Annotated in this window: 27 protein-coding genes; 13 read left to right on the top strand and 14 right to left on the bottom strand. The window is 66.4% G+C overall.

All coding sequences use genetic code 11. The features are described from left to right. Positions 1–32 precede the first annotated feature (32 nt). A complete protein-coding gene (dnaG, locus tag AC0662_RS25215; protein WP_478303628.1) occupies positions 33–1,916 on the top strand; it encodes a DNA primase in 1,884 nt (627 codons plus the stop codon). Here dnaG and AC0662_RS25210 read toward each other — a convergent pair. After that, the gene (locus tag AC0662_RS25210) at positions 1,913–2,512 is read right to left on the bottom strand and encodes a TetR/AcrR family transcriptional regulator (RefSeq protein ID WP_478303626.1); all 600 of its coding nucleotides are present in this window, start codon (positions 2,510–2,512) and stop codon (positions 1,913–1,915) included. The two genes, dnaG and AC0662_RS25210, sit on opposite strands and share 4 nt — an antisense overlap. An 87-nt stretch (positions 2,513–2,599) precedes the next feature. Here AC0662_RS25210 and AC0662_RS25205 point away from each other — a divergent pair, with 87 nt between their 5' ends. Further along, positions 2,600–3,742 carry an FAD-dependent oxidoreductase gene (locus AC0662_RS25205; RefSeq protein WP_478303624.1) on the top strand — a complete coding sequence of 381 codons (1,143 nt, stop codon included), beginning with the start codon at positions 2,600–2,602 and terminating at the stop codon, positions 3,740–3,742. Here AC0662_RS25205 and AC0662_RS25200 read toward each other — a convergent pair. From AC0662_RS25200 to AC0662_RS25180, 5 genes are all read right to left on the bottom strand, one after another. After that, positions 3,699–4,634 (bottom strand): phosphotransferase enzyme family protein, encoded by a 936-nt coding sequence (locus AC0662_RS25200; protein WP_478303622.1) that lies wholly within the window; start codon positions 4,632–4,634, stop codon positions 3,699–3,701. The two genes, AC0662_RS25205 and AC0662_RS25200, sit on opposite strands and share 44 nt — an antisense overlap. A 40-nt stretch (positions 4,635–4,674) precedes the next feature. Continuing rightward, positions 4,675–5,211, bottom strand: a complete 537-nt coding sequence (locus AC0662_RS25195) for a mycothiol transferase (protein WP_452198201.1) — start codon at positions 5,209–5,211, stop codon at positions 4,675–4,677. A gap of 17 nt (positions 5,212–5,228) precedes the next feature. Continuing rightward, positions 5,229–5,717 carry a hypothetical protein gene (locus AC0662_RS25190; RefSeq protein ID WP_452198199.1) on the bottom strand — a complete coding sequence of 163 codons (489 nt, stop codon included), beginning with the start codon at positions 5,715–5,717 and terminating at the stop codon, positions 5,229–5,231. A gap of 5 nt (positions 5,718–5,722) precedes the next feature. Continuing rightward, positions 5,723–6,343, bottom strand: a complete 621-nt coding sequence (locus AC0662_RS25185) for a GNAT family N-acetyltransferase (RefSeq protein WP_478303620.1) — start codon at positions 6,341–6,343, stop codon at positions 5,723–5,725. Between the two features lie 143 nt (positions 6,344–6,486). Then, positions 6,487–6,930, bottom strand: coding sequence for an OsmC family peroxiredoxin (locus AC0662_RS25180; RefSeq protein ID WP_478303618.1), 444 nt, complete (start codon positions 6,928–6,930; stop codon positions 6,487–6,489). A gap of 101 nt (positions 6,931–7,031) precedes the next feature. On the opposite strand from AC0662_RS25180, the gene AC0662_RS25175 reads away from it, so the two are divergent. The 4 genes from AC0662_RS25175 to AC0662_RS25160 are packed head-to-tail and all read left to right on the top strand — an operon-like array spanning position 7,032 to position 8,283. Beyond that, positions 7,032–7,466 (top strand): MarR family winged helix-turn-helix transcriptional regulator, encoded by a 435-nt coding sequence (locus tag AC0662_RS25175; protein WP_452198193.1) that lies wholly within the window; start codon positions 7,032–7,034, stop codon positions 7,464–7,466. After that, entirely contained in the window at positions 7,466–7,717 is a 252-nt protein-coding gene (locus AC0662_RS25170) for a hypothetical protein (protein WP_478303616.1), read from the top strand. The genes AC0662_RS25175 and AC0662_RS25170 overlap by 1 nt, the downstream gene beginning before the upstream one ends. A 6-nt stretch (positions 7,718–7,723) precedes the next feature. Then, complete coding sequence (locus AC0662_RS25165) at positions 7,724–8,017, top strand: hypothetical protein (RefSeq protein ID WP_478303614.1); 294 nt, start codon at positions 7,724–7,726, stop codon at positions 8,015–8,017. Between the two features lie 38 nt (positions 8,018–8,055). Then, the gene (locus AC0662_RS25160; protein WP_478304208.1) at positions 8,056–8,283 is read left to right on the top strand and encodes a GNAT family N-acetyltransferase; all 228 of its coding nucleotides are present in this window, start codon (positions 8,056–8,058) and stop codon (positions 8,281–8,283) included. 57 nt (positions 8,284–8,340) lie between these two features. On the opposite strand, the gene AC0662_RS25155 is transcribed toward AC0662_RS25160, so the two are convergent. The 5 genes from AC0662_RS25155 to AC0662_RS25135 all read right to left on the bottom strand — a co-directional run bounded on the left by AC0662_RS25155 (position 8,341) and on the right by AC0662_RS25135 (position 13,122). Further along, on the bottom strand, positions 8,341–9,018 hold the full coding sequence (locus AC0662_RS25155; RefSeq protein WP_478303612.1) for an HAD family hydrolase: 678 nt from the start codon (positions 9,016–9,018) through the stop codon (positions 8,341–8,343). 72 nt (positions 9,019–9,090) lie between these two features. Beyond that, positions 9,091–9,792 (bottom strand): glycerophosphodiester phosphodiesterase, encoded by a 702-nt coding sequence (locus AC0662_RS25150; protein WP_478303610.1) that lies wholly within the window; start codon positions 9,790–9,792, stop codon positions 9,091–9,093. Between the two features lie 5 nt (positions 9,793–9,797). Then, a complete protein-coding gene (locus tag AC0662_RS25145) occupies positions 9,798–11,207 on the bottom strand; it encodes an ABC transporter substrate-binding protein (protein WP_478303608.1) in 1,410 nt (469 codons plus the stop codon). 8 nt (positions 11,208–11,215) lie between these two features. Next, on the bottom strand, positions 11,216–11,998 hold the full coding sequence (locus AC0662_RS25140) for a carbohydrate ABC transporter permease (RefSeq protein WP_452198184.1): 783 nt from the start codon (positions 11,996–11,998) through the stop codon (positions 11,216–11,218). Between the two features lie 74 nt (positions 11,999–12,072). Further along, positions 12,073–13,122: a carbohydrate ABC transporter permease gene (locus tag AC0662_RS25135; protein WP_452198182.1), complete on the bottom strand. Its 1,050-nt coding sequence runs from the start codon at positions 13,120–13,122 to the stop codon at positions 12,073–12,075. A gap of 96 nt (positions 13,123–13,218) precedes the next feature. On the opposite strand from AC0662_RS25135, the gene AC0662_RS25130 reads away from it, so the two are divergent. Beyond that, the gene (locus AC0662_RS25130; protein WP_452198180.1) at positions 13,219–14,211 is read left to right on the top strand and encodes a sugar-binding transcriptional regulator; all 993 of its coding nucleotides are present in this window, start codon (positions 13,219–13,221) and stop codon (positions 14,209–14,211) included. A 24-nt stretch (positions 14,212–14,235) separates the two neighbouring features. Here the strand turns inward: AC0662_RS25130 and AC0662_RS25125 are convergent, their stop codons facing one another. Continuing rightward, complete coding sequence (locus tag AC0662_RS25125) at positions 14,236–15,456, bottom strand: DUF2252 domain-containing protein (protein WP_478303606.1); 1,221 nt, start codon at positions 15,454–15,456, stop codon at positions 14,236–14,238. A gap of 165 nt (positions 15,457–15,621) precedes the next feature. Next, positions 15,622–17,967: an arylsulfatase gene (locus tag AC0662_RS25120; RefSeq protein WP_478303604.1), complete on the bottom strand. Its 2,346-nt coding sequence runs from the start codon at positions 17,965–17,967 to the stop codon at positions 15,622–15,624. 218 nt (positions 17,968–18,185) lie between these two features. Between AC0662_RS25120 and AC0662_RS25115 the strand changes: the two genes are divergently transcribed. Further along, on the top strand, positions 18,186–18,911 hold the full coding sequence (locus tag AC0662_RS25115) for an HNH endonuclease family protein (RefSeq protein ID WP_452198174.1): 726 nt from the start codon (positions 18,186–18,188) through the stop codon (positions 18,909–18,911). Positions 18,912–18,924: 13 nt separating this feature from the next. Here AC0662_RS25115 and AC0662_RS25110 read toward each other — a convergent pair whose 3' ends face one another. Further along, a complete protein-coding gene (locus AC0662_RS25110; RefSeq protein WP_452198172.1) occupies positions 18,925–19,500 on the bottom strand; it encodes a TetR/AcrR family transcriptional regulator in 576 nt (191 codons plus the stop codon). Positions 19,501–19,640: 140 nt separating this feature from the next. Here AC0662_RS25110 and AC0662_RS25105 point away from each other — a divergent pair, with 140 nt between their 5' ends. From AC0662_RS25105 to AC0662_RS25085, 5 genes are all read left to right on the top strand, one after another. Continuing rightward, positions 19,641–20,216, top strand: a complete 576-nt coding sequence (locus tag AC0662_RS25105; protein ID WP_478303602.1) for a hypothetical protein — start codon at positions 19,641–19,643, stop codon at positions 20,214–20,216. A gap of 2 nt (positions 20,217–20,218) precedes the next feature. Next, positions 20,219–21,724, top strand: a complete 1,506-nt coding sequence (locus AC0662_RS25100) for a dihydrolipoyl dehydrogenase family protein (RefSeq protein WP_478303600.1) — start codon at positions 20,219–20,221, stop codon at positions 21,722–21,724. Between the two features lie 35 nt (positions 21,725–21,759). Further along, positions 21,760–22,068, top strand: coding sequence for an EthD family reductase (locus tag AC0662_RS25095; RefSeq protein ID WP_478303598.1), 309 nt, complete (start codon positions 21,760–21,762; stop codon positions 22,066–22,068). Between the two features lie 110 nt (positions 22,069–22,178). Next, entirely contained in the window at positions 22,179–23,378 is a 1,200-nt protein-coding gene (locus AC0662_RS25090; protein ID WP_478303596.1) for a hypothetical protein, read from the top strand. Positions 23,379–24,131: 753 nt separating this feature from the next. Next, a complete protein-coding gene (locus AC0662_RS25085; protein ID WP_478303594.1) occupies positions 24,132–25,205 on the top strand; it encodes a right-handed parallel beta-helix repeat-containing protein in 1,074 nt (357 codons plus the stop codon). The last annotated feature ends 19 nt before the right edge of the window (positions 25,206–25,224 follow it).

The raw sequence follows: 25,224 nt of genomic DNA, 5'->3' as shown, positions 1-25,224 counted from the left end.
ACCTACGTGATCGGCCCGGCTAGACTCGCGGGGTGGCAGGCCGGATCAAGGAAGAGGACATCGCGCTGGTGCGCGAGCGCGCGCGGATCGACGAGGTCGTCGGTTCGTACGTGACCTTGAAGAACGCCGGCGGTGGCAACCTGAAGGGGCTGTGCCCGTTCCACGACGAGAAGTCACCGTCGTTCAACGTCACCCCGTCGCGCGGTTTCTTCTACTGCTTCGGCTGCCAAGAGGGCGGCGACGTCATCGACTTCATCCAGAAGGTCGACCAGATCAGCTTCTCCGAGGCGGTCGAGACGCTCGCGTCGAAGGTCGGCATCCAGCTGCGGTACGACGACTCCGGCGCGCCGATCCAGCGCGGTCCGGGCAACCAGCGCCCGCGCCTCGTGGAGGCGCACAAGGTCGCCGCGGAGTACTACGTCGACAACCTGTTCGGCGCGGCCGAGGCCTCGATCGGGCGGCAGTTCCTCGACAAGCGCGGCTTCGACAAGGACGCGGCGGTGCAGTTCGGGGTCGGGTTCTCGCCGCGCGGCGGTGAGGCGCTGACCAACTACCTGCGCGGCCGCGGCTTCACGAACGCCGAGCTGGTCGCGTCCGGCCTGTCCGCCGAGGGCCAGCGCGGGCTGTACGACCGGTTCCGCGGCCGGCTGATGTGGCCGATCCGGGACGCGTCCTCGGACGTGATCGGGTTCGGCGCGCGCCGGCTGTTCGACGACGACCGGATCGAAGCGAAGTACCTGAACACCCCCGAGACCCCGATCTACAAGAAGTCCAAGGTGCTGTACGGCGTGGATCTCGCCCGCCGCGAGATCGCGAAGGGCCGCCAGGCGGTGGTCGTCGAGGGCTACACCGACGTGATGGCCTGTCACCTCGCCGGCGTCCAGACCGCGGTCGCCACCTGCGGTACGGCGTTCGGCGACGACCACGCCCGCGTCCTGCGGCAGCTGCTGCTCGACCACGACCAGTTCCGCGGCGAGGTGATCTTCACCTTCGACGGTGACGAGGCGGGTCAGCGCGCGGCGTTGAAGGCGTTCGCGGGGGACCAGGCGTTCGCCTCGCAGACGTACGTCGCGGTCGAGCCGGACGGTCTCGACCCGTGTGACCTGCGGTTGCAGAAGGGCGACGCGGCGGTCCGCGAGCTGATCGGGCGGCGCGTCCCGCTGTACCGGTTCGTGCTCAGTAACGTGCTGTCGAAGTACGACCTGGACCGCGCGGACACCCGCGTCGACGCGCTGCGTGAGGCGGCGAAGCTGGTGATCAGCATCCGCGACCGCTCGAAGGTCGACGCGTTCACCCGGGAGCTCGCCGGGCATCTCGGGATGGACGAGGACAAAGTGCGCTCCGAGGTCTACCGCGCCGCGTCCCGGTCGAACGCGCAGCCCGCGGCGCCGTCAGGGGATGCGGCGCAACCGGTCCGTCGTACCGATGTCCCGTCGCCGCGCGACCAGCGGTTCGTGATCGAGTGGGACGCGCTGAAGGTCGCGATGCAGTACCCGGCGCTCGTCGGGGTCGCGTTCGACGAGCTCGACGACCATGACTTCACCCACCCGTGGCTCGGCGCGGTCCGCGCCGCGATGGCGAAGGTCGGCGGCCCGTCCGCGGCGCCGCCCGGAGAGGCCTGGGTGGTCGCCGTCCGCGACGCCATCGGCAACGACCCGGCCGCCGCGGTGGTCGGCGCGCTCGCAGTGGACCCGCTGCGGCTCGGCCGGGAGCCCGACGAGCAGTACGCGCAGGCGCTGATGGCGCGGTTGCAGGAGCTGACCTGCGCGCGCCGGATCGCGGACCTGAAGTCGAAGCTGCAGCGGACCAACCCGATCGACCGCGCGGACGAGTACAACCGGATGTTCGGCGAACTCATCGCTCTCGAGGCCTACAAGGCCGAGCTCCGCAACCGCGCGATCTCCGGCGCGCTCTAGTCCCTCAGGTGTGACACCAGGCGCGCGACTTCCTCGCCGTACTTCGTTGTGAAGTCCTCGTCGTCCGGGTCGAGACCGAGCGCGCGGGCGATCTGCGGGAAGACGACCGGCGCCGCGGCGAGACCGAACAGCGCGAGACCGGCGTACGCCGGGTCCAGGTCGGCGGCGAGTTCGCCGTCCGCCTGCCGACGGCGGAAGTCGGCGAGCATGTTCTGGAAGCGCGCGTACTGCGCGTCCTCGTCGTTGCCGCCGGTGTCGCGGTCGACGCCCTCGCGGATCAGCAGCCGGAGCATGTCGGGCTGCTCGAGCGTCGCGCGGGCATAGGCGCCGACGACCTCGCCGAGTGTCTCCGCGTCGGCGGTGATCGTCGGCTCGCTGGCGCGCCAGCCGTCCGCGACGGCACGGTACAGCCCCTCTTTGCCGCCGAAGTAGTACGAGATCAGTTGCTTGTTGACGCCGGCCCGGGCCGCGATCTCGCTGACCCGCGCGCCGCTGAAGCCGCGTGCGCCGAACTCGACGACCGCCGCGTCGAGCAACTGCTGCTTGCTGCGCTCGGCGTCCCGCTGCCGCTCGTCCGGTCCCGGTGATCTCCGCACGAACTCATCCTAGCCGACTGCCATCCGGCGTGCTAACTTAATCAACCAGACGGATGATAAAGTTCAACGTATGGATGATTGGAGTCGATGATGAAGGTCGCGATCATGGGGGCCGGGATCGGTGGGCTGGCCCTGGCGCAGGGGTTGCTGAAGTCGGGCGTCGACGTCGCGGTGTACGAGCGCGACCCGCATCCGGCGTACCGCAAGCAGGGCTATCGGATCCACATCAGTCCGGTGGGGGAGGAGGCGCTCGCGGCAGTGCTGCCGGATGCGGTACGCCGCCGTGTGATCGCGACCGCGACGCGGCCGGGGGACCTGGTGGCGGGGTTCGACGCGCAACTCACTCCGCAGTTCGAGCAGGTCTATCCGGTCGCCGGGCCGGACGCGATCACGTCGGTGGATCGGTACGCGTTCCGGCGCGCGCTGATGACCGGGCTCGACGATGTACTGCGGTTCGGCAAGCAGTTCACGTCGTACGTCGAGACTCGGGACGGCGTTGAGATCGGGTTCGCGGACGGGAGTTCCGCAGTGGCCGACGTACTGGTCGGGGCGGATGGTGTGGCGTCGCGGGTGCGCGGTCAACTGGTGCCGGACAGCGATGTCGTGGATATCGGCGTGCGGTGCATCTACGGGAAGGTGCCGCTGACATCGGCCGTGAGCGAGCTGGCGCCGTCGGCGTTTCTGCGCGGGTTCTGTTTCGCGAGTGACGGCGCGGGGATCGGTACGGCGTTCGCGCCCGTGGTGTTCCGCGAGCCGCCGGCGGAGTACGGCGACTATCTGATGGCGGTACTCACCGGGACGAACGACAGGCTCGGTGCGTCCGATGACGAACTGTTCTCGATGAGTCCGTCCGAGCTGTGGGGGATCGTGGCGGGCCTTGTCGAGAGTTGGCATCCGACGGTCCGGGCGTTGGTCGCGGCGGCCGAGGTCGAGGCGGCGTTCCCGATCACGTTGCGGACCTGCATCGACGTACCGACGTGGTCGTCGGAGCGGGTGACGTTGCTCGGCGACGCTGTGCACCCGATGACGCCGGCCGCGGGAGCCGGCGCGAACACTGCGCTGTGGGACGCAGCGCGGCTGACGCGGGCGCTGGTGTCGGGGGAGGGGCTCGCGGCGTATCAGCTCGAGATGGTCGCCAATGGTCAGGCCGCGGTGACGGAGTCGCTGCACAACGCCGAGCGGTTGTTCAACGTAGCGATTCCCGCACGTCGGTCAGCCGCTCCAGCATGAGGAGCACTGCCTTGTGTCGCGCGCGGGCGTAGAGCTCGAGCGAGGGTGAGACGGGGGACGGCTCGGCCAGTGGGAACGTCGATCCCAGCGTGTGGGCGCAGCCGACGGCGACCGTCGACAGCAGGTCGTCGGGGCGAGCGGCCGGGCACTCGTTGCGGTAGGCATCGATCAGTACGGCGAGCCCGTCGATCCACTGGTCGCCGAGAACCACCGTCCGCGGGTCGCAGCCGATCCGGGCGATCTCCCACGCGACGAAGCCCGGATTCGGCGGCTGGAAGTCGATGACCGCGGCAACTGTGTCGCCGCGCAGCATCAGGTTCGGCGAGGCGAGGTCGCCGTGAATCACCTGCACGGTCAGGGCGGGCAGGCCGGCGAGGATCGCGCCGGCGCGGCCCAGCAGCGCCCGTCGCTCCTGTGCCGCTTCGCAGGCCCACTCCTCGAACGGACTCAAGGACTCACGTGACTGGAAGTCCGCGATCAGTTGGTCGAAGTTCCGTGCTGACCGGTCGACATCGCGGACCTCCCGCGCGGGACGCAGGGTCGGCGTCGCTGCGGGGTGCTCGGACAAACGTTTGTGCAGCCGGCCGAGCATCGTGCCGACCGCTTCCCATCGCCGGCCCGTGATCCCACCTTCGGCCGTCTCGCCGTCGATGAACTCCCACAGGGACATCGGCATCCGCTCGTCGACGAGGTCGCCCGCGAGCGTCCGCCGTACCGCGGGAACCGGCACCTTCCCGAGCCCGGCGTACGCCGTCAGCTCGATCGCCGCGCGCTCCCGCTCGAGCTCGCCGCGATAGATCTTCGCGAACCATCGTCGCCCGCTCTCGTCGACGACGCGGAAGTTGATGGTCGCCGTACCGGCCTGGATCTGGGTCAGTTCGACCGCGTGCACGTCGTACGAAAGAGCCAGTACGTCGGTGAGTCGCTGGGTGTCAGTCAGGATCGTTGCCCCTCACACCGTCGACCGCCTCACGCAGTACGTCGGCATGGCCGGTGTGTTTCAGGTACTCCTCGAGCAGGTCGATGAGGACACGTCTCCGATTGCTCGTCCACGCCGGATCCGGGTCCTCGACGAGCGCGTCCAGGCCGCCGTCCGCACTGAGTTGTTCCCAGGCGGAGCGGGAGCGCGAGGCAGCGGCGTACCAGAGCTCGTAAAGCTCCTCGGGCTCGTCGGTGACCGCGGACGCCCAGCCCCACTCGCCGTTCTCGCTCCAGGTGCGGGTATCCCAAGGTGGCGGGAGCGGTCGATCCGCGGCCCGCGCGGTGAACCCGTCCTCGACGAACGCCATGTGCTTGACCAACCCGGCCAACGTCATCGTCGATGGCGGATGCCGGCGCCGCAGCTGCTCCGCGGTCAGTCCACCGGTCTTCCACGCGAACTGCTGCCGCACCCGATCCAGCGCGAACTGCAGCGTCTCCACCTCGCCGCCCCGCGGGCAGTGAGCCTTCGGCAGATCTCTCCACTCCATGAAGTCAGAAAAGCAGATCAGGGGCTCAGGCGTGCCGCGAGCCTTCGGCGACGGCCCCACCAGTTGGGACGCTCCGGAGGCGGCTCCGTCTTGCCGCTCAACAGGTCGTCGAGCGTCGGATACCAGTTGGCCCGCTCGGCGTCCGCATGCATCGCCTTCAGCGCCGGGCTTGCCGCGAGCGAGTCCTTGATGTACTTCGCCCACGACACCTGATCCTTGTACGAGTAGTTGTCGCGCCCGTCCCAGATGCACTCGAGAACATCGAGCTCCAGTTCGGCGACCGCCTGGACGAGGTCGTAGTCCTTGTCGCCCTTCGCGCAGACCTGGTCGTCGTAGAAGTACGGTCGCAGGCACGGGTGCGCGATGAACACGCGGTCGACCTCGAGCATCAGATCAGTCGCACTGCGGTACGTCGTGATCCGCACGGTCCGCATCCCGATCCGCCAGGCGATTGCTGCGGACGCGACCGACACCAGCAGGGCGATGATTGCCAACGTCTGTGCCATCGACCTCACCCCCGACCGTCGAGGCTCTGCAGTGCCGCACTGAGCAACTTGTGATCAGGCGAGAGGCCGTACCCCTCGACGTACAACGCCGTCACCACCTCGGCCAACGTCTGCCGGTCGAGTCCCACGCGATCAGGGTCGTGCCACATCAGCAGTAGGCGTTCGTCGCCGGTGCCTTGGACATCCGGTACGACGTACTCCACGCCCTCGACGAGCTCCGCGCCCACCCGTCGGTAGAACGCGATCCGCCGCTCCCGGATCGTCCGCTCCTCGGTGTCGTGCGCGTCGGCCGGATCCTCCACTTCGAAGATCAGCCGGCGAATCTCCGGCCGCTGGTTCATTGCCGCCCACAACGCCGACCCATGACCCTTGCTCCGGATCGAGCCGTCGATCGCGAAGTACTCCAGGAAGTCCCAGGCGACCGACTCCAGCGGCAGCACGACCGCGATGCCGATCGGCGCGCCGTTCTCGACCTGCACCCAGCCGAGGACCTCGCCGTCGCGGATCGATTCCAGCAAGCTGGCGAACCGTTCCCGCTGGCGCACCGGAAACGAGTCCACGTAGATCCGCTCGGCGGCTGTGACCGCGGCGGCACCGGCATGCGCCAGCGATTCGAGTTCCGTCATTCCCCCCACCCCCAGGGCTAGCAAGCCTGGTTGTGGACTGGTTGTCAATGGCCCGGAGTGGTACGCGCACTGCCCGGAGACTCGACGGTCTCCGGGCAGTGCACGACCCCGATGGTTGTACCGCTCAACGAGCGGCACGTCTGTCAGCTCTCGAGTGCGGCGTCCAGGGTGATCTCGACCCCGGTGAGGGCCTTGCTGATCGGGCAGTTCGCCTTCGCGGCCTGCGCCGCCTCCAGGAAGCCCGCCTCGTCCAGACCGTCCACCTCGGCCCGCACGGTCAGCGTGATCCCGGTCAGCTTGAAGCCGCCCGCGGCCTGATCCGGCCCGAGCGTCACCGCCGCGGTCACCTCATGAGCCTGTGGTGCGCCGCCCCGCCCGGCGATCTCCGCGCTCAACGCCATCGCGTAGCACGCGGTGTGCGCCGCCGCGATCAGTTCCTCGGGGCTCGTGGTTCCGTCCGCGTCGTCGGCGGCACGCTTCGGGAACGAAACGTCGTACGTCCCCACCTTCGAGCTGGTGAGCTCCACCTGCCCGGATCCCTGCTCGAGGGTCCCGTTCCAGGCGGTACGCGCAGTACGAGTCGGCATATCGGCTCTCCTTGGGAGGTTATCTTGTGTACAAGATATTTGTGCACAAGATATCCTTTCGTCAAGTCCACCGCCCTGCGACGCCGACCACAGGAGCAGCCATGACCGAGGACCGGGTCCTGCACGACCTGCTCTGCTTCGACCTGTACTCGTTGTCCCGGCTCGTCACCGCGCTCTACCGCCCGGTCCTCGAGCCACATGGCCTGACCTACCCGCAGTACCTGGTCCTGACCTCGCTGACCCGCCTCGGCACCTGCTCGATCGGCGACATCGGCCGCGCCACCCGACTCGACCACGGCACGCTGACCCCGCTCCTGCGCCGCCTGGCCGACCGCGGCCTCATCACCCTCGACCGCTCCGCCACCGACGCCCGCTCCGTCACCGTCTCTCTAACCCCCGAAGGCGAAGCCCTCCGCCCCGTCCTCCACGAGGCCTATTGCCACGTAGGCGAGTCCCTGGGCATGACCGACACCGAAGTCCAACGCCTCCAATCAACTCTCCACCAACTAACCGACCGCCTCGACCCAAACCGCTGATGGATTGGCGACCAGCCGTTCCCGCCGACGCGCCCTTCCTGGCCGATCTGGCATCCAGCACATCAGCTGTGGCGTCTGCCTTCCTGCAGACCTGGCACGTCGAAATCGCCGAGACCGCCGGTGCCGTCGTCGCCGTACTCCCACCACCCAGCGGCCAGCACCGCGCGTACGGCGCCTGGTGGTCCCGCGCCGCAACGGACGCCGAGGCCATCGCCCGGCTGATCCATCTGGCGACTGCGCCGGTCTTGTAGGTCACCGTGGACTCCGAGCGAGGCGGCGAACTCCTTGCCCAAGGATTCGTCGAGGCGTACCCGCTGTGGACCATGACCCACAACAACACCACCTGGCCGTCAGTCGAGCTGCCGGCACCTCTGCGCCCGGCGCACTGGAACGACGTACCCCCGACTGACTTCCACGCTGCCTACGAGGCGTCGTACCGCGACCAGCGACTCGTCGAGCCCCACGCCGCCGAGGCCCTGCACCGCCTGACCACCGACAAGACCTTCGCCACAGACCTCTCGTCCCTAGCCCTGTCCCCAGACGGCGCGTAGCCGGCTTCGTCCTCGCCTTCACCGACCACCACGGTGGCATCGAACTAGGCCCCATCGGCACCGTCCCTCGGTGGCGCGCCCGCGGCATCTCATCAGCCCTGCTCGCCACAACCCTCACCCGCTGCCGCGCCACCCACCCCACCGCAATCACCCTGACCGTCGACGCCGAAAGCCCAACCGGCGCCCACCACCTCTATCTACGACAGGGTTTCCGCGTAACCAACCAACTCCACGCGTACCAGCTCAACCAGCCGACCAAACCCTGACCCAATACCGCCGTACGACGCCCGGGGGCAGCTGAGTTATCGGGGGCGACGCGCAGGCTATGGCCGTCCGCGGGGTTGGCTGTCCATCAGCGTGCTCAGCCAATCGACGGTGAGCGAGGACAAGGGGGTGACGGTGGCGCCGTGTCCTTCGGGAAGGGTCTGCGGGTCCTCCGGGACGGCAACAACCACGCATCCAGCGGCGACAGCTGACTCGATCCCGTTCTGTGAATCTTCGATCGCGACCGTGTTGTGCACGTTCACCCCGAGTCTGGAAGCCGCGATCAGGTACGGCTCCGGATGGGGCTTGGGGTGTGTGACCTCGTCACCGCACAGCACTACGTCGAATGTATCCGCTGGAAGCTGGTCGAGTACGACATCGACCAGCACCCGGTAGCTCCCGGTCACCAATGCGGCGGGGATCCCGTTGGAACGTACGCCGGCAACAAGTTCCGGGGCCGTCGGACGCCAGGGAACACCGACTGAGAAGAGTTCCTGTGTTCGGTCGAGCAGCCATTTCGCCAGGCGTTGGTCATCGTCGTGCACACCAATGTCGTCTTGGACGATGCGGACGGTGTTGAGCAGGTTGCTGCCGACGATCCGGAGCCGTGCTTCTGGGGACAGCGTGCCACCCAACTTGCTCGCCAGGTCCTGAAGGCTGACGTCCCAGATGCGTTCGCTGTCGAACAAGGTTCCGTCCATGTCGAACAGAACCGCTTCGAGGGCTGCGTGGTTCAAGGTTGGTTCTCCTCGCGAGTACGCCGTGAGTTTCGGTTCCGAAGCCATTGCCAGGGCAGTGCTCCGAGTTGTTCAGGGGACAGGAAGGGGTCCGCTGCCGGGCCGGATGACTCGCTCCGGGTAGTCGGTGGTGACACCGTTGGCGCCCCAGGCGATGGCTCGGTCGACTTCGGTTCGGGTCGGGGCCGGCCACAGGCAGTACTCCAGCCCTTTGTTCTGGGCCTGCTTGATGAGTTCTGGACTGCTGCCCTGCCATCCGACCCCGACCCAGCGCATGCCGATCGAGAGCGCCTGCTCCAGCAGTTGTTCGGACCCGGTTTCGGACAACAGCGCACAGCGAAGGTCGCTGAAGGCGTCGACGAGTGGTACGAGCCGTTCGGCGCGGAAACTGATCGGCTGGACCCGCTGTCGCAGCTCCGGGCGGTCGGCCAACAGCCGGCGGAGTGGTTCGACTGCCGCGTCGGCTTTGATCTCGGCCAGGATGGTGATGTCGACGGCTTCGACTGCTTCTTCGAACGTGGGGATGTGCTCACCATTGCCGGCGTCCAGGCGGCGCAGCTCGGCGAGGGTGAAGTCTTCGACCGCGCCGTGGCCGTTGGTTGTGCGGTCGACTGTCGGGTCGTGGATGAGGACGATGTGACCGTCCTTCGTGAGGCGCAGGTCGAGTTCGACTTCGTCGACGCCGTCTTGGACGGCGCGAACGTAGGAGGGGATGGTGTTCTCGGGCATGTAGCCCATGGCGCCCCGGTGGCCGGTGATACGAAACGGTGCCACCGGTGTCAGCCCTCGCTTCCGACGAGCTTGTCGTACTTCGCTTTGATCTTCTGCTCGCCGGCCCTCAGCTGCTCGGCCACGCTGTCGAGTACCTGTTGGGCTGGTTGGTTGTCGCCGTAGATCTTCTGCAATCCTCCGTAAATGATGGGGGATGCGTTCTGCACGTAGGCGTCGACCTCGTCGAGTTGACCGGTCTGCGCCAACTGGGCGATGGCCACGCCCCGGTTGGGATCCTTCTCCAGCGCGGTCTTGTACTCGGGCCGGTTCACTGCTTCCTTCACGACCGGTAGGTACCCGGTTCCCAGTGACCAGGTTGCGGCCGATTCTGGTGACGAGAGGAACTTGATCACTTCCCAGGCTGCTTGCTTGCGCTCCTTGGGTATGCCTTTGAAGATCGAAAGCCCACCGCCACCCGTGGGTACTCCATGGGTGACCTGCGTGGGCAGGGGGCTGACGCCAACGTCGAACTTGGCTGCCTCGTAGGTGCCGGACAGTGCCCCGGTCGAGTTCATGTAGGTGCCGACCAGGCCGTTGTTGAAGTTGGTCCCGTAGTCACGGGCAAGGATGGCCATCTTGTCCTGGAAGATGAGTCGTCGCATCCAGTCGGCACACTCGACGGCCCCGTCCTTGTTGACGGTGACGTCGAGGCCCTTGGAGATGCGTCCGCCGAACTGCCACACGCTGGCTTCGAATTCCCAGCTGTCACCACCGGACAGTTCGGTCACCTTCACGGGCTTGCCGGCGGCCTTCTGATTGATCAGCGCAGGTCCCCACTCCCGCAGCTCGGTCCAGGTCTTCGGTCCGCGGTCGGGCAGTCCGGCCTTGGCGAACAGGTCCTTGTTGTAGTACATGATCGGCGTGCTGCGGGCGAACGAGACCCAGTACAGCTTGTTCTTGATCACGCCGGCGTCGAACAGGTTCGGGTAGAAGGACGCTTTGAAGGCGTCGTCGGCGTAGCTGTCGAGCTCTTCGAGCGTTTCGTTGAGGAAGAAGATCTGCCAGGCAGTCTGACCGAACGCCATGATGTCGGGGACCGATTTGGCTCGCAAGGCCGCGGTGACCTTGGAGGTGGCGTCGAAGTAGTTCCCTTGAAACTGTGCTTGGGCGTAGATGTCGTCCTGTGAGTCGTTGAACTTGGTGATCAGGTCGTTCAGGATGTTGCCGGGCTTTCCGTTCCACGAGCTCCAGAGAACGACCTTCTGACCGCGTTTCCTGTACTTCTCCGGCACCTTGACGTCTACTGCAGCGAACCCCTGCCCTCCTGCTCCTCCGCCGCCACCACCTGAGCAGGCTGCAAGAGCCGGTACTGCGAGAGCGCTGGCGCCGGCCAGTTTGAGCAGTGAGCGTCTGCGCAACCCGCTGTGCGGGAAGCTGTTTCCTGACATGTGTTGGTGTCCTTTCAGCGGCGACGGCATTGAGTTGGTCAGCCCTTGATCGCTCCGCCGGAGAATCCGGCGACGATGTAGCGCTGCGTCAGGAGGAAGATGACGATCATGGGTGCGGCGACCATGACGGTGCCGGCCATGATGGCGCCCCAGTCGTTGTAGCCCTCCTGGGATTTCAGGTAGAGCAGGCCGATCGGCAAGGTGCGCATCTGGGTTGAGGTCGTGATGATCAAAGGCCAGATGAAGTCGTTCCACACTTCGATCACGGAGATCAGCGTGACCGTGATCATCATCGGTCGAGACATGGGCACGACCAGCTGGGCAAGGATCCGTAGGTGGCCGGCCCCGTCGACCCTGGCGGCCTCGAACACCTCGTACGGGAGGGTCATCATCTGCTGGCGTAGCAGGAACATTCCGAATGCTGATCCAGCCCCGGGGACGATCAGCCCTGCGTAGCTGTCGACCCAGCCGAGGTGGGAGGCGGTGAGGTAGTTGGGCAGGAGCGTGATCGTGCCCGGGGTCATCAGAGTGCCGAGCAGCAGGAAGAAGATGCCCCGCTTGAAGGGAAACGGCAGGAACGTGAATGCGTAGGCGGACCCGGTTGCCAGCACCATCTTGATGGTGGTTCCGATGACGGTGACGATGATCGAGTTGACGAAGAAGGACCCGAACGGCGCGTCGTGCCAGGCGTTGGCGAAGTTCGACCAGTGCAGGTCCCGCGGGATCCATTGGAGTGGGAAGCGGTAGATCTCGCCGCTGGGTTTTACCGCTGAGCTGAACAGCCAGTACAGCGGCATGACGAAGACAGCAGCGATCAGCACCAGGAGTGCGTAGAGGACGATCTGTCGGGGCGCTGTCCTGCCGGCAGTTTGTCGCCGTGGTGAGACGTTGGCGCTCACTGATAGGTCACCTTCCGTTCGGCGAAGCGGGTCATCAGGAAGGTGATCGCGAGCAGCATGATCAGCATGACCATCGCCGCGGCAGCTGCCAGTCCGGCGTCGGAGGCCTGGAATGCCTTCTGATAGATGAACCAGCTCAATGTCGTCGAAGAGATCCCCGGACCGCCTCCGGTCATGATGGCGGTGACGTCATAGGCCTGGAAGGTGCCGATGATCGAGGTCACGATCAGGAAGTAGCTGACGGGGGACAGCAGCGGGAGCGTGATGTAGCGGAAGCGCGACCAGCCACCCGCGCCGTCCAGCTTCGCGGCCTCGAACAGTTCACTGGGGAGGTTCTGCAGGCCGGCGACGTAGATGATCGCGCAGAACCCGATTCCCTTCCACAGGTACACCATCACCAGGGCGAACAGTGAGTAGTGAGAGCTCGTCGTCCACTGGGGTGAAGTGATCCCCAGCGGCTCCAGAACTGCACGCAGCAGGCCGAAACTCGGATCGAGGATGAACAGCCAGAGCGTGGCGATCGCGGCCCCGGAGACGATGTGCGGTGCGAAGCTGACCGTTCGAACCAGACCACGGCCGATGAGTCGCTGGTTGAGGACCAAGGCCGTCGCCAGGCCTCCGACGACGGCACCGATGACGACCAGTGCCACGAACTTCACCGTGTTGAGCAGCACATGGCCGAAGTCGGAGCTGGTGAACAGCTCGCGGTACTCCGCGGTGCCGACCCACGTGGGAGTCGACGAGATCATGTCCCACGAGGTGAAGCTCAGGTAGAAATTGTAGATCACTGGCCAGTAGGAGAAGACGAGGATCAGCGCGAGGTTCGGGCCGACCAATGCCGCGAAGAGAAGGTAATCCTTGCCGTTGCGCCGTAAGGCACGTTTCCAGTGGGAAGCAGCCTTCGCGGTTCCCGTCGCTGCGGTAGTGCCGGTCGAGCCGGCCAGAAGGTCGGTCACGGGGCCGCCGCCGGTCGAGATCGCCGCCGCCAGCGCGCGCCGGCGGGTGAGGGCTGTCGTTCCATGAAGGGCCTTTCGGTTATCGCTCATCTGATCAGTAGGGTTGAAGCAGACGGCACTGAATTAATGCATCAGCCTCGTCAGCCTGGCAATGACCCGCTCAGAAATGAGGGCTAGAATGCTCACATGAGCGATATGAACGATGGCTCTGAGATCCCCAAGATCGACGGCCGGCGGGTGCGCGGCAAGCAGAGCCAGATGCTGCTGATGGCTGGGGTGGCGAGACGCTACTACCTCGAGCAGCGTTCTCGCGTGCAGATCGCGGAGGAACTCGGCCTGTCCCGGTTCCAGGTCGGCCGGCTGCTGGAACGGGCTCGGGAGACTGGCTTGGTACGGATCGAGATCGGCCTGCCCGATGACCTGGAGATGGATCTGTCCGGCCAGTTGCAGGATCGCTTCGGCTTGCGGTACTGCGCCGTGACTCAGGCGCCGGACGACTCTCCGCAGCTCTTACGAAGCAGTGTCGGGCAAGCCGCAACCTCCCTTTTACAAGAGATCGTGACCGATCGGGACGTCCTGGGCATTTCGTCGACCCGCACGCTGATGGGATTACCAGACCTTCCGGGCGGGTTCAGCAGGTGCGCTGTCGTGCAGATCACCGGTGCGGTGTCGCGGATCGACGCGTGGGATGTGATGGAAGCAGTGCGCCGGTTCACGCGGGCTGGTGGCGGGCCGGCCTACCTCTACTACGCGCCGATGGTGTGCCCAGATGACTCAGGTCCGGAGATCTACCGGAAACAAGCCGACTTCGTGCGATGTCATCGGCTGTTCCATGAGTTGACAGTCTGCGTGATCGGCATCGGTGCCTGGGGCGACGGACTGTCGACGGTCTATGAGGCAGCGTCGGCGTACGACCGGGAAACTGCTCGAGACCTGCGGGTGTGTGCGGAGGTCGTCGGATTCCTCCTGGACGATGAAGGTCGCAAGGTGCAGACGCCGCTCGACGAAAGGATGATCGGTATCTCCGAAGCCGAGCTGCGTTCGGTACCCACGCGGATCGGCATCGCCTTTGACGTACGCAAGAGTGACGCCGTTCGAGCAACGTTGAAGTCCGGATTGATCAACGGGATCGTCATCGACCGCGACTTGGCTGAGGCCGTACTCATGGGAGGCCCATGACAAGGATCCGGCCGCCGGCCACGGTTACCAGCCGGGTGCGCCGGGCAGTTGTCCGGATGCGATGGCGTCGACCAATTGGCGGTGGTCGCGTTCGGTCTGGTCGGCGTAGGCGTGCGCGAACGCGACCATTCCCTCGTCGAACGCCCGGCCCTTGCCGATGTGGGCGGCGATCGCGACCGGGTCGCCGGTGCGCGCGTGGGAGCGGGCCAGCACCTTGCCGCAGGCGGTGGCGAACGCTTCGAGCTGCGGGGCGATCAGCTCGCCGTTGGCAATGACCTTCATGTCCCGGAACTGGCGCACGTAATAGTCGTGGCCGCGGCCTTCGGTCCAGCCGACAAAGATGTCCGTGGCGCTTTGCACCAGCCGCTTGCCCTCAATGACCCGGCGCCCGTGGTTCTCATAGCGGCTCGGCCCGCAGGAGGACTCGTACACGGAGGGGCCCGCCTGCTTGATCTGCAGGAACAGCGGATCTTTCCGGTCGCGGCCTTCCAGCAGGATCAGGTGTACCCGCATCCCGACGCTGCCCACCCCGACCACTTGGCGGACGGTGTCCACGAGCGCGAACCGGTCCAACAGGTGGCGGCGCTCATCGGGCAGGGAATCGCGGTATGAAGCAAACAGCTCCTCCGCCAGGCCGTCGTCGCGATGTTGCCGGACCGGCGGGTCGTCGGTGATCCGCAGGTGCCCGTCGCGGTGCTCGGTGAGCTTCTTGAACGCCCCCCGGTGGGTCCGCTTCCGTGCCTTGCGCTCGATGTGAGCGGTGGCGCGGATCTTGTCGGGGTCGTCGAACACGCCGAGGAACTGGTCGACGGCGATCAGGTCGTACCAGATGTCGAGCCAGCGGGCGCCGGCGTAACCGGCCATCCGCTCCCGGTAGGTGCGCAGGCAAGCCGCAACCGCGCTCTCCCCACGGTCGGCCTGTACGTCGTAGGTTCGCGCCAGCACCACGATGCTGGCCACCAGCCGAGCGACGTCCCATTCGAAGGGGCCAGGCAATGTCTCATCGAAATCCCGCAAGTCGAACGACAGATTCCGCTCCGGCGTAGCCCACAGCCCGAAGTTGAGCAGGTGCGCGTCACCACAGAGCTGCACGATCAGCCCACTGTGTGGACGAGAACCCAGATCCGCCGCCATGACCGCGGCGGCTCCGCGGTAGAAGGTCCACGGGGTGGCCGCCATCCGGCCGTTGCGCATCGGCAAGAGCGCTTCTGCGCGGATCGTGTTCTGCGCCAGCAGAATGTCCATCGCATCCTGCCCGCGGTTGTCCGCGTCCCACCGACCGAAGTCGCGACGGGGAGCGCGCCTTCTGGCCGCGCGACCGTCAGCACGACGCGACCGCCAGTCACGCGCCGGAACCGGCAGCGACGGACGATCCGTCGCACCCTCTGCTACGGAGGTCATCGCCCCCTCCTACTGGCGTGCGAATGCAGCTCGTGCCTCGAGGGCGAGGTCTGCGAAGGGGGCGCCGCTGACGTCGATGACGACGCGTTTGACGGTTGCGCCGGCCAAGGTCCATGGGCGGTCTCCGGGGAAGTCCGTGCTGACGGGTTCGGCTCCCGCTCGGCCCACGACGAGTCCTCCGCCGCCGAGACCGAACTTCCCGGGTTGGGTCCGGATCCGGTCCTCGCCGACCTTGCGGTCGAGGATGTGGAGACTGAGAACGCCTTCGGCGGGCATGGTGGTGCTGTCCATGTCGAAGGAGGCCGACACGACGACGTGACCGGTCGGGACCGGCTCGTCGGATTCGATCGTCTGCACCAGTTCGCCGACAAAGTTGTAGACGTACCGGAGGCTTCCTTCCTTGAGGTAGAGCGCGTGGCCGCCGAACTTCGAACCCTGCGAGAAGATCACTCCGCCGGCTTCCGGCGTCGCGATTTCGAGTTCGGCCGCGATGGTGTACGAGCGGTTGCGGATGTTCGGTGCGACCGACTCGGGGACCTCCGCGCCACCGGGGTAGTAGACGTAACGGGTCCGCGGCTTGGACAGCTGGGGGCGCTCGGTGGTGAGGATCTCCACGGCGTCGCGTGACTCCAGCGGAAGGGCCTGGAGGCGTCCGGCTTCGGCCCACCACAGGGCGACGAGCTGCTGCAGTTTGCCCGGGTGTTTGCCGGCGAGGTCCTCGCATTCGCTCGGATCCGCCTCGGTGTCGAACAGTTCCCACCGTTGCAGATGGAAGTCGCCCCAGGACTCGGGCGCGGCCGGCACCGCGGTGGCGGCCTTCCAGCCTTGGTGCCAGATCGCGCGGGTTCCGAGCATGGAGTAGAACTGCGTTTCCTTCCGGGTCGCCGCGGACGCGTCATCGAAGGTGTACTTGAAGCTGATGCCTTCCAGCGGTTTCTGCGGGTACCCGTTGACGACGTCGGGAAGCTCGACTCCGAGGCATTCGTACAGCGTGGGTACGATGTCGACCGCGTGCGTGTACTGACGGCGCATCTGGCCGCTCGCGGCGAACCCACGCGGCCAGGACACGATCAGCGGGTCGGCCGTACCGCCCTCGTAGTTCGCGTAGCGCTTCCACATCTTGAACGGGGTGTTGAACGCCCAGGCCCAACCGGTCGGATAGTGGTTGTAGGTGTTCGGCCCGCCGAGCTGGTCCAGGGCGTTCAGGTTCTCCTCGATCGTGTCGGCAAGACCGTTGAAGAACTTGTTCTCGTTGACCGAGCCGTTCGGGCCGCCCTCGCCCGAGGCGCCGTTGTCGGAGACGAGGACGACGATGGTGTTGTCGAGCTGGCCGGTGTGCTCCAGGTAGTCGAGCAGCCTGCCGAGCTCGTGGTCTGCATGGCTGAGGAAACCGGCGTACACCTCCGCCATGCGGGCGAACAGCCGCCGCTCGTCCTCGGACAGCGAGTCCCACGGCCGGACCCGGTCGAGCTCGGACCACGGCTTGCCGTCGTGGCTCGTCGTCTCGACGTACGGGTTGATCGGCGACAGCTCGGCGCCCTGTGGTGCGATGCCCAAGGCCTTCTGGCGTTCGAGCACGCCCTCGCGGTACGCCTCGTATCCGATGTCGAAGCGGCCCCTGTACTTGTCGGCCCACTCCTTGGGCGCGTGATGCGGCGCGTGGGCCGCGCCGGGGCAGTAGTAGAGGAAGAACGGCTTGTCCGGAGCGATCGCCTTCGAGTCCTGAATGAACTCGATCGCCTTGTCGGTCAGGTCGACGGTCAAGTGGTACCCGTCCTGCGGCAGTGCCGGCTGCGGCACCGGGTGGTTGTCGTAGACCAGGTCGGGGTACCACTGGTTCGTCTCGCCGCCGAGGAAGCCGTAGTACCGCTCGAACCCCCGGCCGAGCGGCCACTGCCGTTTCGACGAGGCGAGGTTCATCTCGTCCTCGGCGCACAGGTGCCACTTGCCGACCATGAACGTGTTCCAGCCGTGCTCGCCCAGCACCTCGGCGACGTTCGCACACTCGAACGGGATGTGACCGTTCGCGTTCGGGAACCCCGACGTCGCCTCGGTGATGCAGCCCATGCCGTTGGTGGTGTGGTTGCGTCCTGTCACCAGGCAGGCCCGGGTCGGCGAGCAGAGCGCCGTCGTGTGGAAGTTCGTGTACGTCAGTCCGCGCTGAGCAATCCGGCCGACGTTCGGTGTCTCGATCACGCCTCCGAACGGCTCCATCGCCGAGAAGCCCACATCGTCCAGTACGACGTACAACACGTTCGGGGCGCCGTCCGGCGCGATCGGCTGAGTGTACGGTCCCCAGTCCGGGACCGAATCCTTGATGTCAATGTCGATCTTGCCTCGGAACGGCTTGCTCACACCGACCCACCCCCTGGGACAACGCCTGACGATGACGGCGACAGCCCGGCGCGGGCAGCCGCGTCCTGCGGAGGCCAGTCTTGCGACGTCCCCGGTGCCCGTCGTCATCCTCCGAGGGGGAGTGGCCCAGGAGCGATAGTGCTCGACCAGACCCAGCATCGGCGAACACGCCTCAGGCGGAGCGGGCGAGACCTAGGTGGTGGCCTTAGGGTCGCGTGATGCGCGCTCTCCTCATAGCCCTGACCGTGGTCGGCTCCCTGGCCGCCGGGTGCACCGATCCAGGGGCCGGCGCCGATCCGGTCGGGTCGAGCCCACTGCCTGCGACCACACGCCCGAGCGTTCCCGCGACCACTCAGCCAGCGGCCGGAACGGCCAAGGTGATCTCGGCCGAACTCCGCCAGATCCGGGTCATCGCTGAGCGGCCCGACGTACCTGGTTACAAGCGGGATCAGTTCGGGCAGACCTGGTCCGACAATCATGCGGGGCAGGGCGGTCACAATGGGTGCGATACCCGCAACGACGTACTGGCGGCTCAGCTGACCGCGGTGCAGTATCGCGGTCGGTCCAAGTGCGTCGTGATTGCGGGCGTGTTGGTCGTCGACCCTTACACAGGTCGCAGGATCGAGTTCCGCAAGGCGGCCGCGACCAAGGTGCAGATCGACCACGTGTACCCGCTGGCCCGAGCGTGGGACATGGGCGCGGCGCGCTGGCCCCTCCAGCGGCGCGTCGACTTCGCCAACGACCAGGCGTCGAATCTGTTGGCTGTCGACGGCCCGGCCAACGCCTCCAAGAATGACGATGGACCCGGCGAGTGGTTACCGATCAACCGCGGCTACCGATGCACATACGTTCTGCGATACCTCCAGGTCGCCCGCAAATACCAACTACCGATCACCGCGGCCGACCGCGGGGCGGCGCAGGCGATCACCCAGTCGTGTCTCTAGGAAACCGAGCCACCTAGCTGGGGTCGGATTCCAGGCCGCTGCGGTACGTCAGCAGTCCTTCGACTCCGCGGAGGAAGGTTGTGCAGATTCGTTCTGGGTCGGTCAGGCAGCCGGCGGTCATGGCGCCGTCTCTCAGCATGACGAAGTGCCGCGCCGCGGGTTCGGCGTCGGTCTTCGCGGTGGTGGAGAAGAGCTCGATCATGGTCGTCAGGAACCACTCCCGATGCTTGAGGACCGCTTGGTGGACCGGATGCTCGGGGTCGGGGTACTCGGCCGCGGCGTTGAGGAACGCGCATCCCCGGAAGCCCGGGCCTCGGATGTCGTCGGCGATGGCCTGGGCGACGGTTCGGATGATGTCGTCGGGGTCGGCGCCCGAGGATCGCGTGGCGTCGGTCCGGGTCCGGATCGCGTCGTCGGCCTGGGTGAGGTAGGCGACGAGGAGGTCGTCCTTGCTGGGGAAGTGCCGGTAGAGCGTCGCGCGGGTCACCTGTGCCTCGGCGATGACGCGGTCGACACCCACGGCGTGCAGGCCGTCGGCGTAGAAGAGCCGAGTGGCGGTGTTGAGCAGTCGAGCGCGGGCCTCCGACATGTGTTCCTCGTTCCTGACCTCGTGAAGTGTCTCCTCGATCGTAGCAGGTAGATAGAACGATCGGTCTTGACATCTGCCGGCACCCTGCTGCAAGCTCAGGTGTACCGATCGTTCTATCTACCAAATCGAAGAAGGATCTGATGTCCGCTTCAACGCAAGCAACTGCTGTCGCCGAGACCACCGCGAATACGACGGCCCTGCGAAACCTGTATTTCGTACGCTTCGGGTTCGCCATCGTCTGGGCGATCCTGGTGATGGCGATCGCGAAGTCGATCAATCCAGGCGCCGTCGCCTTGATCGTCATCTACCCGCTGTTCGACGTCGCGGCAGCGATCAGCGACTACCGCTCGTCCGGTTCCAGCCGGCCGAAGGCGCCGCTCTACGTCAACATCGCACTGAGCCTGCTGACCACGATCGGCCTGGCCGTGGCCGTTGCCTCCGGCATCCCGAATGTCCTGCGGGTGTGGGGTGTCTGGGCGATCACCGCGGGCATCGTGCAGCTGATCGTGGCGATTCTCCGCTGGCGCCTCGGCGGCCAGTTGGCGATGGTCCTCAGCGGCGGGATCTCCGTCCTGGCCGGTACGGCGTTCTTCGCGATGGCCGGTGGTTCGAACCCCGCGCTGAGCGGCGTCGGCGGGTACGCGATCCTCGGTGGCATCTTCTTCCTGATCTCGGCGATCCGGTTGCACGTCGTGATCCGGAAGGCGGCGAAGTGATCATGACCGGGCTGAACTCGAGCTCCGAGGCGGACGTGGATTCCGTCGTCGACGTGATCATCCTCGGCGCCGGCCCGGTCGGCGAGAACGTCGCCGACCGCGTCGTCCAGGGCGGTCTGACCGCGGCCGTCGTCGAACGCGAACTGGTCGGCGGGGAGTGCTCCTACTGGGCCTGCATGCCGACCAAAGCACTCCTCCGGGACGCCGCTGCCCTTCGCGCCGCCCGTGCGCTACCCGCTGCTGGTCAGGCTGTCAGCGGTGTGCTGGACCCGGCTGCCGTCCTCGCCCGCCGGGATCGGTTCGCCGCGGACTGGAACGACTCCGGTCAGGTCGAATGGCTGACCAGCGCCGGCATCACCTTGGTACGCGGACACGGCCGGATCACAGGCGCCCGTACGGTGACTGTCACCGACCACACCGGCGACGGTACGACGACGACACTGCGGGCACGCCACGCCGTGGTCATCGCGACCGGCAGCAGCGCACACCTGCCGCCGATCGAGGGGCTGGCCGACGTGAGGCCGTGGACGAACCGGGAAGCCGCAGCCGCGCAGAGCATTCCGAACCGGTTGGCGATCATCGGTGGCGGAGTCGTCGGCGCCGAGCTGGCAACCGCCTTCAATGCCCTCGGATCTCAGGTGTCGCTGATCTCTCAGACGCGCCTGCTACCGGCCACCGAGCCGTTCGCCGGCGAGCAGGTGGCAGCGGCGCTCCGTACGGCGGGTGTCGCGCTGCATCTGGACGTCGACGCTATCGGTGCCAAACGCAACGATTCCGGCATCGTCGAGATCGACCTGTCCGACGGCAAAACAGTGACGGCGGACGAAGTTCTGGTCGCCACCGGTCGGACGGCCAACACGAAGGACATTGGCCTGGATCGGCTCGGTCTGGTTCCCGGCAGTTGGCTGACCGTCGACGACGCGCTCGCCGTACTGGATGGCAACGGCAAGCCGATCGGGGACGACACCGCCGCCGATCCCGGCACTGGCTGGCTCTTCGCCGCCGGAGACGTGAACCACCGCGCGCCCTTGACGCACCACGGCAAGTACCAGGCCCGTGCGCTGGGCGATGCCATCGCCGCACGAGCCAACGGCACGACAGCTGACCTGCGGCCGTGGGGACGCCACGCCGCGACCGCGGACGAGCTGGCCCGCGCCCAGGTGATCTTCACCGATCCCGAGGTCGCCACCGTCGGCCTCACCGCACAGGAGGCCGAGACAGCCGGAAAGAACGTTCGGGTGGTCGACTACGACCTCGCCGCGGTCTCCGGTGCCGCGCTGCATGCCGACGGCTACCACGGCCAGGCGCGTCTCGTCATCGACGCGGACCGCAACATCGTGATCGGGTTCACCGCCGTCGGCCCCGATGTCGCCGAACTCCTCCATGCCGCGACGATCGCCATCGCCGGCGAGGTCCCGCTGGACCGGCTCTGGCACGCCGTTCCCGCGTACCCGACCATCAGCGAGATCTGGCTCCGCCTCCTCGAGGCCGACGGCCGAGATCACTGACCCATCACCACACCGATCAATCCAAGGAGTTACCCATGACCACGAAGATCACCTTCATCTTCGACAACCCCGTCGACCCGGCCGCGTTCGAGTCCTCGTACGCCGACCTGCTCGACTTCGCCCGAAAGATCCCGGGAACCCTTAAGCTCGAGACGTCCAAGGTCTGGCCCAAGGAAGACGGCACGCCCACCCCGGCGTACCGCTTGATCGACCTGTACTTCCCCGACTACGACGCAGCCAACGCGGCGGTCACCACCCCGGAAATGGGAGTGCTGTTCCCCCACGCCCTCGAGTCGGCCACCGGGGGAGTCCGAGTCGTCTTCGCCGACATCGAGGAATCCTGACCAACCCCAACCGCCCTACAACGACCCGCTCCGATCGCGCCGGAGCGGTGACCTCGTCGGCGGATAGCGTTTCGGCGCCTGAGTGATGTGGTCCTGCGATAGGAGCCGGAGTGGACCGTACGAACGCGGAAAGCCGAGCCGGGGTTGAGATCTGGCCGTTTGGCTATGGGCGGGGTGTCCATCTCGGGCACCAGATGGTGCTCGGGCCAGAAATACTCTCGGACCGCGAACAGATCATGCTGGAAAGGTCCCGAGGTCCCGCACCCAAAGAGGGTCAATGGAACAGATTCACCATGGAGACCGAGGGCGGCCGGGTCACCGGGTACACGACCGTCCAGAGGCTGACACCGAAGCACCTCGAGGGCCTTCCCGTGCCGGAAGACGGAAAGACTCGCCTGACACACCAGGCTCTGCACGACGAGCACGGCCGTCCTTTGTTGCTGCAAGCCGGCTTCATCAGCCGGGAGAACGTCACAAGTGCTCCGCGCCAACGTGACAGCGAGCGGATTCTCGCACAGGCGGCAGAAGCGTACCGAGAGTTTCGGAACGTCGACATAGCTGGGGGAAAGTATGGAGACCCGGCCCCACTGCAGAGGTCGACGGCCTTCACCATGGATACCGGCGCCAGCCCCGGGGCGTCGGAGCTGGGCCGCTTCCTGCAGAAGGATTCCCAGGAGAATTCCGCGGCTGAGGCCTGGGCGTTCGGCTATGGGCGGGGTGTCCACCTCGGGCACCAGATGGTGCTCGGGCCGGAGATACTCTCGCAGCGCGATCAGCATGTGCTGATAGAAAACAGAGGCCCCGCGCCCGAAGAGGGCGAGTGGAAAAGATTCACCATAGAGACCGAGGGCGGGCGGCTCACGGGGTTTACGACCACCCAAAGGCTGACGCCGAAGCATCTAGAAGGCCTTCCCGTGCCGGCGGTCGGAAGGACTCACCTGACACACCAGGCTCTGCTCGACAAGCACAGCCGTCCTTTACTGCTGCAAGCCGGCTTCGTTACCCGGGAGAACGTCACAGGTCCTCCGGACCCGCGTGACACCGAGTGGGCCCTCGCACAGGCGGCCGAGGCATATCGAGAATTTCGGAAGGTCGATATAGCTCGGGAACCGTTGGTGCGCGAGGCCACAATGCAGAGATCGACGGCCTTCACCATGCACACCGGCGCCACCCCTGAGGCGTCGGACCTGGGCCGCTTCCTGCAGCAGGATTCCCCGCTGCGGAACGCCGGGACGTCGGGTTCGCAACCCGCTTCGTCGCCGACTCACCGAACCGGCTCGCGTGCTAACGGCCTCGACGGCCGGTCCTGATCTTCTGGGCACGCCGGGGATCTGCCGACCGTGGTCGGCTCCCTGGCCGCCGGGTGTACCTATCCAGCCTCCGGCGCTACGTACCTGGTGACAAGCGGGATCAGTTCGGGCAGACCTGGTCTGACGATCATGCGGGGCGTGGTGGTCACAATGGGTGCGATACCCGCGACGGTCATGCGGGGCAGGGGTGAGCAGGGAAACCCGCTCGTTCTTGAGCGGATGTAATCGCCGCCGGCGGGTGCGGCTCGGCCGGTTCCTTGCTAACGGCCCCTATGGACGACGCGCTCACTCGTCTCTGCGCGCTGACCCAGCTTCGGGACGGGTGACTGGCTGCCGGGCCAGCACCAGCACAGAGTCACTCACATCCAGTGTGCATAGACCTCGGCGGAGGCCGGAACCCTTCAGGGGTTGACTTTGCGCCCTCCCTGCGTAGGGTCCGAAGTGGGGTGGGTAGCTGTTGTGCGGTGTTCGGGGGCGGACTGTTCGGCTGCACACTGCGGGCTTGCTACGCGTAAGGCCGTGCCTGCCCTTCCGCCCGGCCCAGGTCGCCGGGGGATGGCGGGGGTCGCCACCTGTTCGCACTGCGGCTACCGTCTGCGGTCACCGGGCGCGGGCCCGGTCGGCCACCATGCCATCGAGGCACAGGGAGGGACCATGCGCGTTCAGCCGTGGTCGAAATCTTCAGCAGGAACAGGACGCAGCTCGCGCGGTAGTGGCCGGGCGGGACGACCAGGTCGGTGGCTGGTCGTCACGTTGGTCACCATCGTCGGGCTGATCGTCGCGAGCGCGGGGCCGGCATCAGCCACCGGGACGCGCCACTCGACGACCTGGGTGGTGCAACCGGGCCACTCGATCCAGAAAGTGGTCGACAAGGCCCGTTCAGGTGACACCATCAGGTTGAAGAAAGGCGTGTACTACGACGCGGTCTGCGTCGTCGGCAAGGGACTCACGATCGTCGGTGCCGGCCAGGGTCGTACGGTCGTCAAACCACCCAAGAAGTTCACGAAAACTGCCTGCTGGGCGAAACCGGACGAGGTCTCTGGCTTCGCGTTCATGGGTCCGGACCGCAGGTCCAAGGTCAGCAACCTCACCACGGACGGCCACCCGTCCATCGGCGTGGTGGCGTCCGGAGCCAAGCGCGGGATCGAGGTGTCGCATCACACCGGGCTGAGGCACCATGAGTACGGGGCGGCAGCGTTCGAGTCCACGGGCATCGTCTTCACCCACAACACGGAGCTCGGCAACGGCGGCGAGGCAGGCCTGTATGTCGGCGACACCGACAACGCGAGAGCGTACGTGGCGCACAACCTGCTGAAGGGCTATTCGTTCGGAATGTTCATGCGCGACTCACGGCATGGCCTGGTGACCCACAACGTGATGCGGGCCAACTGCATCGGCGCCCTGGTTCTCGACACCGGGCCCAACGGCACCACTCCAGGCGGGGTCAACCGTCCGGCCGGCGCGTGGTCCCTGATCGGTAACTTGATCACCGACAACGACCGGTTCTGCCCGGCCGATCCCGAAGAGGGTGGACCGGCTGTGTCCGGTAACGGCGTCGTCGTGCTCGGTGCCGACCATGTGCTGGTGACGGGCAACAGGATCGTCGGCAACAACGCGTCCAAGCCCGGTGGCATCCCGTCAGCGGGTCTCGCGGTCCTCAACGGCTCGCTGGCCGGCTCGGATGCCCCGGAGAACGTCGCGGTCGTGCGCAACTTCTTCAAGAAGAACCACCTGGACATCTTCTGGGACCGCTCTGGCAAGAACATCGTGTTCCGGGCCAACTTCTGCAAGACCAGCAATCCGGCGTCGATCTGCATGCACCACTGATCGGACGTAGGCCTGAGTA

Source organism: Kribbella sp. NPDC043289 (genome assembly GCF_056436705.1).
Note: the sequence above shows the minus strand (reverse complement) of the source record. Positions and strands in the feature narration are given on the sequence as shown.

Bases quoted from the DNA above. Each gene is read 5' to 3' on its own strand.
- AC0662_RS25185 (WP_478303620.1), bottom strand. From the start codon at position 6,343: ATGACGGAACTCGAATCGCTGGCGCATGCCGGTGCCGCCGCGGTCACA.
- AC0662_RS25195 (WP_452198201.1), bottom strand. From the start codon at position 5,211: ATGGAGTGGAGAGATCTGCCGAAGGCTCACTGCCCGCGGGGCGGCGAG.
- AC0662_RS25125 (WP_478303606.1), bottom strand. From the start codon at position 15,456: ATGGACATTCTGCTGGCGCAGAACACGATCCGCGCAGAAGCGCTCTTG.
- AC0662_RS25145 (WP_478303608.1), bottom strand. From the start codon at position 11,207: ATGCCGTCGCCGCTGAAAGGACACCAACACATGTCAGGAAACAGCTTC.
- AC0662_RS25175 (WP_452198193.1), top strand. From the start codon at position 7,032: ATGACCGAGGACCGGGTCCTGCACGACCTGCTCTGCTTCGACCTGTAC.
- AC0662_RS25190 (WP_452198199.1), bottom strand. From the start codon at position 5,717: ATGGCACAGACGTTGGCAATCATCGCCCTGCTGGTGTCGGTCGCGTCC.
- AC0662_RS25110 (WP_452198172.1), bottom strand. From the start codon at position 19,500: ATGTCGGAGGCCCGCGCTCGACTGCTCAACACCGCCACTCGGCTCTTC.
- AC0662_RS25135 (WP_452198182.1), bottom strand. From the start codon at position 13,122: ATGAGCGATAACCGAAAGGCCCTTCATGGAACGACAGCCCTCACCCGC.
- AC0662_RS25105 (WP_478303602.1), top strand. From the start codon at position 19,641: ATGTCCGCTTCAACGCAAGCAACTGCTGTCGCCGAGACCACCGCGAAT.
- AC0662_RS25205 (WP_478303624.1), top strand. From the start codon at position 2,600: ATGATGAAGGTCGCGATCATGGGGGCCGGGATCGGTGGGCTGGCCCTG.
- AC0662_RS25115 (WP_452198174.1), top strand. From the start codon at position 18,186: ATGCGCGCTCTCCTCATAGCCCTGACCGTGGTCGGCTCCCTGGCCGCC.
- AC0662_RS25170 (WP_478303616.1), top strand. From the start codon at position 7,466: ATGGATTGGCGACCAGCCGTTCCCGCCGACGCGCCCTTCCTGGCCGAT.
- AC0662_RS25095 (WP_478303598.1), top strand. From the start codon at position 21,760: ATGACCACGAAGATCACCTTCATCTTCGACAACCCCGTCGACCCGGCC.
- AC0662_RS25130 (WP_452198180.1), top strand. From the start codon at position 13,219: ATGAGCGATATGAACGATGGCTCTGAGATCCCCAAGATCGACGGCCGG.
- AC0662_RS25180 (WP_478303618.1), bottom strand. From the start codon at position 6,930: ATGCCGACTCGTACTGCGCGTACCGCCTGGAACGGGACCCTCGAGCAG.
- AC0662_RS25100 (WP_478303600.1), top strand. From the start codon at position 20,219: ATGACCGGGCTGAACTCGAGCTCCGAGGCGGACGTGGATTCCGTCGTC.